Annotated in this window: 11 protein-coding genes; 3 read left to right on the top strand and 8 right to left on the bottom strand. The window is 67.3% G+C overall.

Annotated features, from left to right (window positions below; all coding sequences use genetic code 11):
- Positions 1–7: 7 nt before the first annotated feature.
- The 3 genes from V5F63_RS16540 (at position 8) to V5F63_RS16530 (ending at position 4,761) form a co-directional block, all read left to right on the top strand.
- A complete protein-coding gene (locus tag V5F63_RS16540) occupies positions 8–643 on the top strand; it encodes an NrsF family protein (RefSeq protein ID WP_394100845.1) in 636 nt (211 codons plus the stop codon).
- A 178-nt stretch (positions 644–821) separates the two neighbouring features.
- Positions 822–3,710, top strand: a complete 2,889-nt coding sequence (locus V5F63_RS16535; protein WP_394100846.1) for a VCBS domain-containing protein — start codon at positions 822–824, stop codon at positions 3,708–3,710.
- A gap of 106 nt (positions 3,711–3,816) precedes the next feature.
- The gene (locus tag V5F63_RS16530) at positions 3,817–4,761 is read left to right on the top strand and encodes an amidohydrolase family protein (protein ID WP_394100847.1); all 945 of its coding nucleotides are present in this window, start codon (positions 3,817–3,819) and stop codon (positions 4,759–4,761) included.
- 47 nt (positions 4,762–4,808) lie between these two features.
- Here V5F63_RS16530 and V5F63_RS16525 read toward each other — a convergent pair whose 3' ends face one another.
- The 8 genes from V5F63_RS16525 to V5F63_RS16490 all read right to left on the bottom strand — a co-directional run bounded on the left by V5F63_RS16525 (position 4,809) and on the right by V5F63_RS16490 (position 14,156).
- On the bottom strand, positions 4,809–5,498 hold the full coding sequence (locus V5F63_RS16525; protein ID WP_394028103.1) for a response regulator transcription factor: 690 nt from the start codon (positions 5,496–5,498) through the stop codon (positions 4,809–4,811).
- Positions 5,495–8,212 (bottom strand): DUF4118 domain-containing protein, encoded by a 2,718-nt coding sequence (locus V5F63_RS16520; protein ID WP_394100848.1) that lies wholly within the window; start codon positions 8,210–8,212, stop codon positions 5,495–5,497. The genes V5F63_RS16525 and V5F63_RS16520 overlap by 4 nt, the downstream gene beginning before the upstream one ends.
- A gap of 38 nt (positions 8,213–8,250) precedes the next feature.
- A complete protein-coding gene (locus tag V5F63_RS16515; RefSeq protein WP_394100849.1) occupies positions 8,251–8,859 on the bottom strand; it encodes a K(+)-transporting ATPase subunit C in 609 nt (202 codons plus the stop codon).
- 11 nt (positions 8,860–8,870) lie between these two features.
- On the bottom strand, positions 8,871–10,934 hold the full coding sequence (gene kdpB, locus V5F63_RS16510; RefSeq protein ID WP_394100850.1) for a potassium-transporting ATPase subunit KdpB: 2,064 nt from the start codon (positions 10,932–10,934) through the stop codon (positions 8,871–8,873).
- 16 nt (positions 10,935–10,950) lie between these two features.
- Positions 10,951–11,082 carry a hypothetical protein gene (locus V5F63_RS16505; protein ID WP_281066332.1) on the bottom strand — a complete coding sequence of 44 codons (132 nt, stop codon included), beginning with the start codon at positions 11,080–11,082 and terminating at the stop codon, positions 10,951–10,953.
- Position 11,083: 1 nt separating this feature from the next.
- Positions 11,084–12,793, bottom strand: coding sequence for a potassium-transporting ATPase subunit KdpA (kdpA, locus tag V5F63_RS16500; protein ID WP_394100851.1), 1,710 nt, complete (start codon positions 12,791–12,793; stop codon positions 11,084–11,086).
- 10 nt (positions 12,794–12,803) lie between these two features.
- Positions 12,804–12,893, bottom strand: coding sequence for a K(+)-transporting ATPase subunit F (locus tag V5F63_RS16495; RefSeq protein ID WP_209484113.1), 90 nt, complete (start codon positions 12,891–12,893; stop codon positions 12,804–12,806).
- Positions 12,894–13,433: 540 nt separating this feature from the next.
- Positions 13,434–14,156 carry an ABC transporter ATP-binding protein gene (locus V5F63_RS16490; RefSeq protein WP_209484111.1) on the bottom strand — a complete coding sequence of 241 codons (723 nt, stop codon included), beginning with the start codon at positions 14,154–14,156 and terminating at the stop codon, positions 13,434–13,436.
- Between the last annotated feature and the right edge of the window lies 1 nt (position 14,157).

Raw genomic sequence — 14,157 nt, 5'->3', positions numbered from 1 at the left:
GAGAATCGTGAAGACGGATGACCTCATACGCGCTTTGGCCGCCGATGCGCGACCGGTGCGCAGCTTCGCTAGCACGCTCGCCCTGGCGCTTGTCTTCGGCGTCGTGGCGGCGGCGTGCGTGTTCGCCTGGCGTCTCTCGCCGCGTCCCGGGCTTCTCGCGCTGCTGGGAGAATGGCGCCTCCTCCTCAAGTTCGCGGTGACGCTCTCCCTTGCTGCGTCCGCCGTGGTGTTGGCGCTGCGGCTGTCGCAGCCCGGGGCGACGGTGGGGCGCGCCGCTCGGGCGCTTCTGCTGCCGGTGCTGCTGCTCGCGGCGGGGGTCGCGGCCGAGCTGGCGACGACACCTGCGGCCGCGTGGGGGGCCGAACTCGTCGGGCGCTATGCCATCTATTGCGCCACGCTGATCCCGATGATCGCCGCGCCGGCCCTCGGCGCGCTCCTCCTGGCTTTGCGTCGCGGCGCGCCGACCCGTCCGACCCTCGCCGGCGCCGCCGCGGGCCTCGCAGCGGGGGGCATTGGCGCCGCGCTCTACGCGCTGCATTGCGTGGATGATTCCCCGCTGTTCCTGCTCGCCTGGTACAGCATCGCGGTGGCGGTGGTGACGGCGGCGGGCGCGCTCGTGGGTAGCCGGCTGCTGCGCTGGTAGAGCGAGAGCTCTGGCATGGCGTTGTTTCGGGCGATGGCGGCTGAACCGGCCGCGCCGCACTGTGGCCCATTGGTCGCTTGCCCGTGCCATCTTCGGCCTGCCGTTCCGTCACCGCCTAGACCGGGCCATCGCGTCTCGCTACCCCTAATTGCAACTCTGGTCAGGGAGAGTTGCGGTCATGGCGGCAAAGGCAAAAACCGGCTTCAGCGGGCTCGACAGGAGCAAGACGCTGGCCGAGAACACGCTGAATGCGGGTCCGGTGGTGCTGGATTCGAATGTGACGTTTGCGGCCCCACCGAATGGTTTTGCTTCGAACGCATTTTTCGATGTGAGAATGGCCAATTCGACCACGCTCGATCACTTCAGTATATCGCAAGTCGGCGGTATCACTCTGGTCGATACGACAGCTCAAACGTCTTCGATATTCTACAATGGAAAACACATTGGCTGGGAGACGTCGGCCGGAACGGATCAATATTTAAGTATAATACTTGAGTCCGATGTAACGAATGAGGAAGTCACCGCGCTCGCGCGTGCGATCGCATACTCTTATTCGGGCGACGCGCCATCGGGTGCCGCGCGAGCGGTGACATTTTCGCTTTCCTTCTCTGAGGGGCCAGCCTCCTCCGCCAGTATGCGGCTTAAGCTCAAGCCGGAAGGGGACGCTCCGAAATTCTCCGATCTTGGTCCGACGCAGGAATTCCGGCCTTCGGCAGCCGAGGCGGGTGTTGTCATCGACTCTGATGCCCACGTGGCCAATCCTGATGGTACCGGGTTCAAGAATGGCAAGCTGAGCGTGCACCTGGCGGGCGGAACATCGACGGATGAGTTTTATCTGTCGAGCGGGGCATTCAGCATCACCGGCACGAAGTTGTATCTCGATGGCAAGCAGGTTGGCATTGTTTCCGCCAATGGCTTGTCCGGCCACGACCTCGCTTTCACCTTGAAGTCCGCCATATCCGATGCCCAGATGAGCGCGCTGCTCGATCAGGTGTCCTATCGTTCGACATCTTCGACGGCACCAACGAACGCCCGCGACGTGACCTTTACCGTCACCGATGCCGACAAGGGTGTGGCAAGCGCGCATGTCTCGCTGTCGTTCGAGACCCATGCGCCAACGATCGGGGTAACCAGTTGGGCGGGCGATCCCGTGCTGCTTTCGGCGACGGCAGCGGGCCAGCCGGGAAGCGGAGCGAGCTCGATGCCGGCCGTTTCGCCGGATGGCAGCAAGGTGGCCTTTCTGTCCGGCGCCGGGAATCTCGTATCGGTGCCGGCCGGAGGTTTCTTTCCGTCTGGCACCAATCAGCAGGTCATGGTCAAGGACCGGGTGACGGGCGACGTCGTGATCGTTTCCTCCGATGCTCAAGGGCGGGTCGGCAACGACATGAGCACCGGCGATATCGCGTTCTCGCCGGATGGCCGCAAGGTCGCATTTGTGTCGCTGGCGAACAATCTCGTCCAAGGCGATACCAACGGTGCCGCCGATGTCTTCATTAAGGATCTTGATACGGGTGCCATCACGCGCGTTTCCACAGGCGCGAACGGTGGTCAGGGAACTTCATCAAGCGATCGACCGGTTTTTTCGCCGGATGGAACGAAGATTGCTTTTCAATCCAATTCCCAATTCGTCGCCGGCGACACCGGCCACACTGATCTTTTCGTGAAGGATTTGTCGACGGGTGCGATTACTCTGGTTTCGACCAACGCCGGCGGCAAGGCCTTCGAAACCGACAGCTATGATCCCGTGTTTTCTCCGGACGGGACCAAGATCGCCTTTGCTGCAACGGGGTCCGAGGCGGGGCCGGGGGTGGCCGGCCCTTATGCTTACTACATCAAGGACCTTGCAACGGGTGAAGTTACGTTCGTTTCGTATGCCGCCGGCTCCCGACCGATTGCCCCGGTATTTTCCCCGGACGGTTCCAAACTGGCATTCCTTTCGTCTAGAAATCCGAATTCCGATTCGCAGTATGATAAAGTTCAGGTGCTGGTCAAAGATTTGGTCACAAATGACGTGACGGTGGCGAGTGCCAATTTACAAGGTGATGTCGCCAATAATCCAAGCTATGGAAAAATTGCGTTTTCGCCGGATGGCACGAAGGTGGCTTTCGGTTCGAGTGGGAGCAACCTTGTTGCCGGGGACGACAATGGCTGGACTGATATTTTCGTGAAGGATCTGGCGACGGGTGTCATCACGCGGGTTGCGGGCGATGGCAGCAGCATCAGTCCGGTCTTTACGCCCGATGGTCAGCAGATCGTCTTTCAGTCAGATGCCTCAAATCTGGTGGCCGGCGACACGAACGGCGCAAGTGACATCTTCATCGCATCGATCGGCGCGCCCAATGTCCATGGGCCGGTCATCATCGACCAGAGCGGTCTGAAGAGCCTCGCGACAACGGGCACCATCCAGTTCGCCGACGCTGACACCTCGGATACTCACACCGCCAGTGTCACCAGTCCCTCCGATGCGCTGGGCACGCTTACGGCCAGGGTCGTCAGCGACGTGAACGGTGCCGGCATCATCCAGTGGTCCTATGCGGTGGACGAGGCCAAGGTGGCGCCGCTGGCCGAGGGCGAGACGCGGGCTGAGACGTTCGTGGTCAGGGTGACGGATACATCCGGAGCGGCCGCGACCCAGGATGTCACGATCACGCTGGTCGGCACCGGCGGCGGAACGGCCTCGCGGGTTTCCGCTTTTTCTGCTTCGGGCGAGCCTGCGTCCGGGACGGACGGGATCACATCCGACCCCTTCGCGACCCTGAAGGCGGCCGCTTCGGGCGCGCCGGACGATCTGTCCGCCGTGTTCGCGGCGCTGGAAGCGCGGGCCGAGGGGCTGATCGATGCCGCCGCGCATGCCCATGGCGCCCTCGCGACGGCCCATATGCCGGAGCTTCATCTGCCGGCAGCGGTGGCGGACTATCTGGATGCCATTGGTTCCGCCATTCTCGATCACGCTCAGGCCGAGCACCCTGCGCTGGTGCACGAACTGGCAAGCCGGGCGGAGGCGCTGGCGGCTCATGTGCATGAGGTGCTTCATCCCGTGCACGGGAGCGCGGACGCGCTGGTCTGAGCCGGCTGGCACCGCCCGCCGCCGCCCGGCGCCGCCCGGCGCTCTTGCCAGAACGGGCCACGCCATGCCCATCTAGGGCGCGGCTGTTCCGGGCGCGAGGCAGGCGATGACGCACAGTGACGGATGGGCAAGCGGCAGCCTTGATCGCCGCCGCCTGCTGGCGGGAGCGGCGGCGCTGGCGCTTGCCGGGGGCGCCGTGTCGCGCGCGATGGCGGCTGGCGGGCGCATTGATGCGCACAGCCATAGCTGGGGCGGCGATCTCACCCGCTACCCCATGGTCCACGACCAGACAGCGCGCGATCGCGATCCGCCCGATTACGACATCGAAACCCTGCTGGCGCGCGAGACGGCCATCGGCGTGGCGCGGGTCGTGCTGGTGCAGCACATCGGCTATTTCGGCACTGACAGCTCCTACCTGACCGACGCGGCGCGGGCGCATCCCGGCACATTCGCCGTGGTGGGCGCGGTGGACGACCGGCGGGTGGATGCGTCCGACGCCATGCGGACGGCCAAGGCGGCCGGCGTGAAGGGCTTCCGCCTGAGGGGCGTCGATACGGCCGCCTGGCTGACCTCTCCGGTGATGGCGAGCATCTGGGCGACGGCGGCGGAGGAAAACCTCGTGCTGTGTCCCCTTCTGCGCGACAGCCCGGACATGAGCGACGACGCGCTCGTACACATCTCCGAACTGTGCCGGCGCTACCCCGCGACGAATGTCTGCCTCGACCACATGGCCCATGTGATGCCCGGCGACGCGCGCCAGCTGGACCGGCTCATGGCCCTTGCGGCCTTTCCCGGCGTCAGCGTGAAAATCTCCGGCCTCAACAAGTTCGACACGCCGCCTTATGACCGGGTGATCCCGCAGCTCGTTGCGCTCCTCGCCGCGTTCGGCGCGGGCCGGTTGATGTGGGGTAGCGACATGCCGGTGCTGGAACGCGAGCCGCCGAACACCCTGCGCGCCGCCTTCGACTTCATCGCCCGCCGCGCGCCCCTCGACGACACGCAGCGGGACTTCCTGCTGAGGGGAACGGCCGAGCGCGTGTTCTTCGGCTGAACCTCCGGGGCCGGAGCAGGGCGGGCAGCTTCAGCGGCGGGTGACGCTCACTCCGGCTCGGTGAGGCGATAGCCGACGCCGGTCTCGGTGCGGATGTAGCGGGGCTTCTCGGGATTATCCTCCAGCTTCTGCCGCAGCTGGCGGACATAGACGCGCAGATATTGCAGATCCTGACTGCCGCCCCACACTTGCGAGAGCAGGTAATGATGGGTGAGAACCTTGCCCGCATGCTGCACCAGCACGCGCAGGATGGCGTATTCCTTGGGCGAGAGCTTTACCTCCCTGTCCTTCACCTTCACGATCCGACGCACCAGATCGACCGAAAGGTCGCCCACCACGAACAGCGGCTTCTCGCCCTGCTGCTGGAGGCGGTGGCGCAGGGCGACGCGGATGCGCGCGACCAGCTCGTTCATGCCGAAGGGCTTGGTGACGTAATCGTCCGCCCCCGCTTCCAGCGCCTCCACGATGCCCGGCTCGTCGGTGCGGCTGGAGAGGATGATGATGGGGCAGGTCTGCCCCTCCTCGCGCCAGCGGCGCAGCAGGTCGCGGCCGGGAATGTCGGGCAGGCCGAGATCGAGGAGCACGAGATCGGGCGCGCCGGCGGCCATGAGCGCCAGCGCCTCGGCGCCGGTGGCGGCGCTCTCCACGCCATAGCCCTGTGTCGGCAGGCCGGTGGCGAGCAGGCGGCGGATGGCCGGCTCGTCATCCACCACGAGGAGCTTGACGGGCGCGCTCATGGCGCGGCCTCCAGCACCGGGGCGAGCGCGCCTGCCGGCAGATCGACGGTGAAGACCGCGCCCGCCCGGTCGGCCCGGTTGGCGACCGTGATCGTGCCGCCCATGGCCTCGATGAAGCCGCGGCAGATCGCAAGGCCGAGGCCCGTGCCCGCCCGTACCTGATCCTGCTTGCGGGCGCGGAAGAACTTGTCGAACACCTTCTCCACATCCTCCGCCGGAATGCCCGGCCCCTCGTCCAGCACCTGCAACGTCACGTGCGCGCCCTCCTGCCCGACCTCGGCCCAGCCGTGGAGGGAGACGAGGGAGCCGGCCGGCGCATATTTCGCGGCATTGTCGAGGAGGTTGAACAGCGCCTGCTCGAACAGCACCGGGTCCACGTTCACCATGGGCAGGTCCGGCGCAAGGTCGATCTCCACCTTGTGGTCCTTCAGGATGGAGGCGGCCCGCCGCAAGGCGCTGCCGACGATCTCGGCGAGGTCGTTGGGCGAGGCATTGGGCACGATGGCGCCGGATTCCAGCCGCGTCATGTCCAGCAGGTTGGCGATGAAGCGGTTGAGCCGCAGCGCCTCCTCCTCGATGGTCGCCAGCATCTCGCCGCGCTGGTCCTCGCTGAGGGCGGCGGCAAAACTCCTGAGCGTGCCCGCCGCGCCGAGGATGGAGGCGAGCGGCGTCTTCAGATCGTGCGAGATGGAGGTGAGAAGGGCCGAGCGCAGCCGGTCGGTCTCGGCATCGAGCCGCGCCTTCTCCACGTCGGAGACGAGGTTCGCCCGCTCCACGGCGAGGGCGGCCTGATCGGCGAGGGCGTCGAGCAGGCGGCGTTCCTCGGGGGAGAGGGGCGGGCCCTCCTTGTCCTTGTCGATGCCCACCACGCCCACCGCCCCGCGCCCCGTGTGCATGGGCAGGAACAGGCGGCGCGCGCCGGGCAGCGTATCGGCGCCGCGGCCGGCGGGGCGGTTGTTCTCGTAGGTCCAGTTGGCGGCGGCGAGGTCCGCCGCATCGATGGCATCTTCCGGCGGATAGCCGGCCTTCACGGTGAGCGCGCCATCCTCCGGCAGCAGCATCACCACGCGCACCTTCAGCATGGAGGCGATCTGGAAGGCGGTGGCCCAGAGCAGGTCGTCGAGGCTCACCGCGCTCGCCAGCTTCTTGGAGAAGAGATAGAGGTCTTCCGTGGTCTTCGCGCGCGCCCGCGCGGCCAGCGCCTGACCGCGCACCCGCGCCGTGAGATTGCTGGCGATGGCCGCCACCACCAGGAAGAAGAACAGCGCGATCACGTTCTCCGGATCGGCGATGGTGAAGGTGTAGAGCGGCGGGATGAAGAAGAAATTGAACGCCAGCATGGCGGCGAGCGAAGTGGCCAGCGCCGGCCACAGGCCCGAGCGCACCGCGCTGACCAGCACGGCCGTGAGGAAGACGAGGGCGACATTCTGCAGCCCCAAAAGGCGTTGCAGGGCGAGGCCGATGAGCGTCGCGGCGGCGACGAGGAATGCGCCCTCCGCATAGGCCCGCACCTCCCTTCGCACCGGCATCGGCGCGGCGGCACGGGCCTCGCCCGAAGGGGGCTCGCCGATATCGCCGGCGATCACATGCACCGAGATGTTGCCGGAGCGGCGCACAAGGTCATGCACCACCGAGCCGTACAGAATCTCGAACCAGCGCGAGCGGTCCGACTTGCCGATGACGATCTGGGTGACGTTGGCCGCGCGCGCGTAGGCGAGCACGTCGTCGGCGATGTGCGCGCCGCCGGGCACGGTGACGGCCTCGGCGCCCAGCCGCTCGGCGAGGCGCAGCACTTCGGCGATGCGGTCGCGCTCCACGTCGCCGAGCTGGAAGCTGCGCTGGGTCTCCACATAGAGCGCCACCCACGGCGCCCTCAGCCGGTCGGCGAGGCGCTTGGCATAGCGCACCAAAGCGGCGCAGCGCTTGTCCTCGCTGATGCAGACCAGCACCCGCTCGCCCGCCGCCCACGGGCCGGAAATGGCATGGGCGCGCATGTGGCTGAGCAATTGCTCGTCCACCCGTTGGGCGGTGCGGCGCAGGGCCAGCTCGCGCAGGGCGGTGAGGTTGCCGGGGGAGAAGTAATTATCCACCGCGCGCCGGGCGGTGTCGGGCACATAGACTTTGCCGTCGTGCAGGCGCTGGATCAGATCGGAGGGGGTGATGTCGATCACCTCGATCTCGTCCGCCCGGTCGATGATGGCGTCGGGCACCGTCTCGCGCACGCGGATGCGGGTGATCTGCGCCACCACGTCGTTCAGGCTCTCCACATGCTGGATGTTCAGCGTGGAATAGACGTTTATGCCGGCGGCGAGCAGTTCCTCCACGTCCATGTAGCGCTTGGCGTGGCGGCTGTCGGGGGCGTTGGTGTGGGCCAGCTCGTCCACCAGCACCAGATCGGGCTTGCGGGCGAGGATGGCGTCGAGGTCCATCTCCTCGAGCTGCCGGCCCTTGTAGGAGACGGTGCGGCGGGGGACGATCTCGAAGCCCTCCACCAGCGCCTGGGTTTCCTTGCGGCCGTGGGTCTCCACCACGCCGATCACCACATCGGCACCGTCCTTCAGGCGGGTGCGGCCGGAGGCGAGCATCTCGTAGGTCTTCCCGACGCCGGGGGCGGCGCCGAGGAAGATCTTCAACTGGCCACGGCCCTCCCGTTGCGCCTCCTTCAGGAGGGCGTCCGGCGAGGGGCGGTGATCGCTCTCGCGCTCTTCGGGCATTGCCGTCTCCGGGCCGGGCCGCTGCGGTCCCGCTTTTTCTATTTTGCGCCGGCGAAGCGGTCCAGCGCGAGATTGAGGGCGAGCACGTTCACCTTGGGCTCGCCGAGGAGGCCGAAGGTCGGCTCCTGCGTGGTCTGCGCCACCAGCCGGTGCAGCACGTCCTCATTGACGCCGCGCGCCTTGGCGATGCGCGGCACCTGGAACAGGGCGGCCTCCGGCGAGATGTCCGGATCGAGCCCCGAGGCGGAGGTGGTGACGAGGTCCACCGGCACCGCCGCGCCGGGGTTCTCACCCTTCAGCGCCGCCATGTCGCCCTTCACCCGCTCGAACAGTGCGGGGTTGGTGGGGCCGAGGTTCGAGCCCATGGAATTGGCGGCGTTATAGGGCTGGGGAACGGTCTTGGACGCATCCGCCGGATCGGCGCCGGTGGTGGCGGAGGGCCGGCCGTGGAAGTAGCGCTCCGAGGTGAAGGCCTGCCCGATGAGGGCCGAGCCGACCACGGTGCCGTTCTTCTCGATGAGGCTGCCATTGGCTTGCGCGGGAAAGATGAGCTGCGCGGCGCCGGTCATGGCGAGGGGGTAGGCGAGGCCCGTCAGCGCCGTCAGAAGGACGACGAGGACGAAGGCGGGACGGAGGGTGTTGAGCATGGGGGCTCTCCTCAGACGAGGTGAAGGGCGGTGACGGCCACGTCGATCAGCTTGATGCCGGCGAACGGCACCACGATCCCGCCGAGGCCGTAGATGAGCAGGTTCCGCTTCAGCAGCGCCGCCGCCCCGATGGGCCGGAAGGTGACGCCCTTCAGCGCCAGCGGAATGAGGGCGATAATGATGAGGGCGTTGAAGATGATGGCCGAGAGGATGGCGCTCTGCGGCGAGGCGAGGCCCATCACGTTCAGCGCGCCGAGCTGCGGGTAGAAGGCCACGAACATGGCCGGGATGATGGCGAAATACTTCGCGACATCATTGGCGATGGAGAAGGTGGTGAGCGAGCCGCGCGTCATCAGCAGCGCCTTGCCGATCTCCACGATCTCGATGAGCTTGGTCGGGTCGCTGTCGAGGTCCACCATGTTGCCGGCCTCGCGGGCGGCCACCGTGCCGGTGTTCATGGCGACGCCCACGTCCGCCTGGGCGAGGGCCGGGGCGTCGTTGGTGCCGTCGCCGCACATGGCGACGAGCTTGCCCTTGGCCTGTTCGTCGCGGATGAGCTTCAGCTTCGCCTCGGGGGTGGCCTCGGCGAGGAAGTCGTCCACGCCCGCCTCGGCGGCGATGGCAGCGGCGGTCAGCGGGTTGTCGCCGGTGATCATCACCGTGCGGATGCCCATGCGGCGCAATTCGGCGAAGCGCTCGCGGATGCCGCCCTTCACGATGTCCTTGAGATAGACGACGCCCAACACCTTGCCATCCCGCGCCACGGCCAAAGGGGTGCCGCCGGCCTTGCCGATCTCCTCGGCGATGGCCTGCACCTCGCGCAGCGTCTCCGGCGAGAGCGGGCGCGCGCCCGCACCGGACGCCTGGAGATCCTTCAGGATGGCATCCACCGCGCCCTTGCGGATCACGCTTCCGTCCACATCCACGCCGCTCATGCGGGTCTGGGCGGTGAAGGGCACGAAATGGGCGTTCAGGGTCGCCATGTCGCGGCCGCGGATGGCGTATTTCTCCTTCGCCAGCACCACGATGGAGCGGCCCTCCGGCGTCTCGTCGGCGAGCGAGGCGAGCTGCGCCGCGTCCGCCAGCTCCTGCGCGGTCACCCCGCGAACGGGGCGGAACTCCGCCGCCTGCCGGTTGCCCAGCGTGATGGTGCCGGTCTTGTCGAGGAGCAGCGTGTCCACGTCGCCCGCCGCCTCCACCGCGCGGCCGGACATGGCGAGCACGTTGAAGCGCACCAGGCGATCCATGCCGGCGATGCCGATGGCCGAGAGCAGCGCGCCGATGGTGGTGGGGATGAGCGTCACGAACAGCGCCACCAGCACCACCACGGAGATGGTGCCCCCCGCATAGGCGGCGAAGCTCGGGATGGAGGCGGTGGCGAAGACGAAGATCAGCGTCATGCCCGCGAGCAGGATATTGAGGGCGATCTCGTTCGGCGTCTTCTGCCGCTCCGCCCCTTCCACCAGGTGGATCATGCGGTCGAGGAAGGTGGAGCCGGCCGCCGCGGTGATGCGCACCTTGATTTGGTCGGAGATGACCGTGGTGCCGCCGGTGACGGCGGAGCGGTCGCCGCCGCTCTCGCGGATCACCGGCGCGCTCTCGCCGGTGATGGCCGCCTCGTTGACCGAGGCGACGCCCTCCACCACCTCGCCGTCGGAGGGGATCACGTCGCCCGCCTCCACCAGCACCACGTCGCCGACCTTGAGCGAGGTGCCGGCCACCTCTCGCCAGTCATTGCCGGCGCCGGTGAGGAGCTTCGCCTGCGTCTCCGCTCGGGTGCGGCGGAGCGAATCCGCCTGCGCCTTGCCGCGCCCTTCCGCCACCGCTTCCGCGAAATTGGCGAACAGCACGGTGAACCACAGCCACAGGATGATCTGGAAGGAGAAGCCGAGGCCGCTCCCTCCCGCCACGACGTCGCGGACGAAGAGAATTGTGGTGAGGAGGGCGACCACCTCCACCACGAACATCACCGGGTTCTTCACCATCGCGCGCGGATCGAGCTTCTTGAACGACGCGCCGATGGCCGGCACCAGGATGGCCGGGTCGAGGATGCTGCTGGAACGGGGCTTGGCCATGGATGGCTCCCGGAAATCAGGGTTTGCCGACAACGAGCGCCACCATCTGGATGGCGGCGACGAGGACGAAGGCGGCGAGGGTCAAAAGGAGGATGAGTTCGGAGGTGCGCAGGGCCGGAGCCCGCGCGGGAGGGGTGCTGCGTGCCATCTCAGCCCCCGAAGGTCTGGCCGGCCACCGCCGCGAGGTGCTCCACGATCGGCCCGAGCGCGAGCGCCGGGAAGAAGGTGAGGCCGCCGACGATGAGGATGACGCCCACCAGCAGGCCGACGAACAGCCCGCCATGGGTGGGAAAGGTGCCCGCCGACGCCGGCACGGTCTTCTTCGCCGCCAGCGATCCCGCCAGCGCCATGGCCGGCACGATCATCATGAAGCGGCCGATGAACATGGAGATGGCAAGCGTCACGTTGTAGAAGGGCGTGTTGCCGGTGAGCCCGCCGAAGGCCGAGCCGTTGTTCGCCGTCGCCGAGGTGAAGGCGTAGAGGATCTCGGAGAAGCCGTGCGGCCCGGGATTGTTTATGGAGGCCACCGCCGAGGGCAGCACGGTGGCGACCGCGGTCCAGCCGAGCATCATCAAGGGCAGGACGAGGATGGCGAGCATGGCCATCTTCACTTCCTTGGCCTCGATCTTCTTGCCGGCATATTCGGGCGTGCGGCCCACCATGAGGCCGGCCACGAACATGGCCACCACCACGAACAGCAGCATGCCGTACATGCCCGCGCCCACGCCGCCGACGATGATCTCGCCCAGCTCCATGTTGATGAGCGGGATCATGCCGCCGAGCGCCGTGAAGCTGTCATGCATCGCGTTCACCGCGCCGCAGGAGGCGGCGGTGGTGATGACGGCGAAGAGAGCCGAGGCGACGATGCCGAAGCGCACCTCCTTGCCTTCCATGTTGCCGCCCGTCAGCCCCAGCGCGTTCAGCCCCGGCGTGCCGGCGGCCTCGGCCCAATAGGTGACGGCCACGCCCGCGACGAAGATGACGCCCATGGCGGCGAGGATCGCCCAGCCCTTGCGCGCGTCGCCCACCATGCGGCCGAACACGTTGGTAAGGCCCGCGCCCAGCGCGAAGATGGAGAGCATCTGCACGAAGTTGGAGAGGGCGGTGGGGTTCTCGAACGGGTGGGAGGCATTGGCGTTGAAGAAGCCGCCGCCATTGGTGCCGAGCATCTTGATCGCCACCTGCGAGGCCACGGGGCCGACCGCGATGGTCTGCTTCGCGCCGTCCAGCGTGGTCGCATCCACATAGGGCCCGAGGGTCTGCGGGATGCCCTGCCAGACGAGGAACAGGGTGTAGGGAATGCACAGCGGCAGCAGCACGTAGAGGGTGCAGCGGGTGACATCCACCCAGAAATTGCCCACCGTCTGCGCCGAGGCGCGAGAGAAGCCGCGGATCAGCGCCACCGCCAGCGCGATGCCGGTGGCGGCGGAGAGGAAATTCTGGTGGGTCAGCCCCAGCATCTGCGCGAGATAGCTGAGCGTGCTCTCGCCACCGTAATTCTGCCAGTTGGTGTTGGTGAGGAAGCTGATGGCGGTGTTCAGCGACAGGTCCGGCGGCATCGCCGCCATCTCCTGCGGGTTCAGCGGCAGCAGGTCCTGCAGGCGCAGGATCGCATAGAGGATGAGGAAGCCGCCTACGTGGAACACCAGCATGGCGAGGGTGTAGCCGAGCCACGTCTGCTCGCGCTTGGCGTCCACGCCGGCGAGGCCGTAGAGGGCGCCTTCCACCGGGCGCAGGACCGGGGAGAGGAATGTGCGCTCGCCCGCGAACACGCGGGTCATGTAGCCGCCGAGGAGCGGGGTGAGCGCGAGAATGATCGCGCAGAACAGGGCGATCTGGATCCAGCCGTTGAGGGTCATCGGTGCCTCCTCAGAACCGCTCGGGCTTCAGCAACGCGAGGGTGAGGTAAAAGAGGAGACCTATCGTGATGAGGCCTCCCAATGCGAAGTCTAGGGTCATGGATTTTTCCTTCGAATACTATGAAGGTTGGTCATCTCCCGGCTCGTCCGGGGGATCCACTTCGCGGCCAGGCCGGTGCGAGATCTTGTGGCGCGCAGAGGGCGACGCAGTGGATGCCCCGGACAAGCCAGGGCATGACGGCTTGGGTGGCCGAAGAGCTTTCTTGCCGTAAGCCGGCGCTAGAGCCGCTCGCAGGCGTAGCCGTAGCCGATGGCGAGAGCGAAAAGCCCGCCGGCCAGGGCGAGCATCAGAATGTCGAGCATGGGACGTCCGTCCTCGCAGAAGTGTCGGGCCGCAATGACGCGGGAGGACCTGCGTCGCGACCGGCCGCAGCGCCGGAACCTTTTCGCCCGGCCGCTGCTCAGCGATCGAAAGGTGTCACCTTGCGCATAAAGATTCGAGACGGGCCGCGATGGGCCGAAATAAAAATCCCATAAAGAAAAGCGCTGGGAAGGAGCACTTCCGGCCAAACAAAAAAGGCGCCCACTGGGGCGCCCTTCGTGTTGCGATCAGGCGTTCGCCCTCAGTGGGCGGCGCCCCTCAGTGGGCGTGTCCGAGATAGGCGGCGCGCACCGCGCTGTCGTTGCGCAGCGCTTCCGCCGGACCCTTGGCGGCGACGCGGCCGTTCTCCAGCACATAGCCGAAATCGGCCACCTCCAGCGCGGCGGCGGCGAACTGCTCCACCAGCAGCATGGTGATCTTCTGCTCCTTGAGCCGCGCGATGGTGGCGAACACCTCCGCCACGAGGCGCGGGGCGAGGCCCATGGAGGGCTCGTCCAGGAGCAGCACGCGCGGGTTCAGCATCAGCGCGCGGGCCATGGCGAGCATCTGCTGCTCGCCGCCGGAGAGGGTGCCGGCAAGCTGGGCGCGCCGCTCGGCGAGGCGCGGGAAGAGGGTGAACATGCGGTCGAGGTCGCCCTCCACGTCGCCGCGCTCCCGGGCCCCGGTGAGGCGGGGGAAGGCGCCGAGCAGGAGGTTGTCCTTCACGCTCTGGGTGGGGAACACGCGCCGCCCCTCGGGCGAGTGGGCGAGGCCCTTCTTGGTGATCTTGAAGGAGGGCTGGCCGGTGAGGTCTTCGCCCCCTAGCCGCACCGTGCCTGATTCCGGCACGATCATGCCGGAGATGGCGCGCAGCGTCGTCGTCTTGCCGGCGCCGTTGGAGCCGATGAGGGTGACGAGCCGGCCTTCCTCCACCTTGAGGGAGAGGCCGTGCAGCACCTTCACCTTGCCGTAGCCGGCGACGAGATCGTTCACTTCGAGCATG

This window comes from Xanthobacter wiegelii (assembly GCF_043193855.2).
GTDB classification, from domain to species: Bacteria; Pseudomonadota; Alphaproteobacteria; order Rhizobiales; family Xanthobacteraceae; genus Xanthobacter; species Xanthobacter flavus_A.
This window is presented reverse-complemented; position numbering and strand designations above follow the sequence as displayed.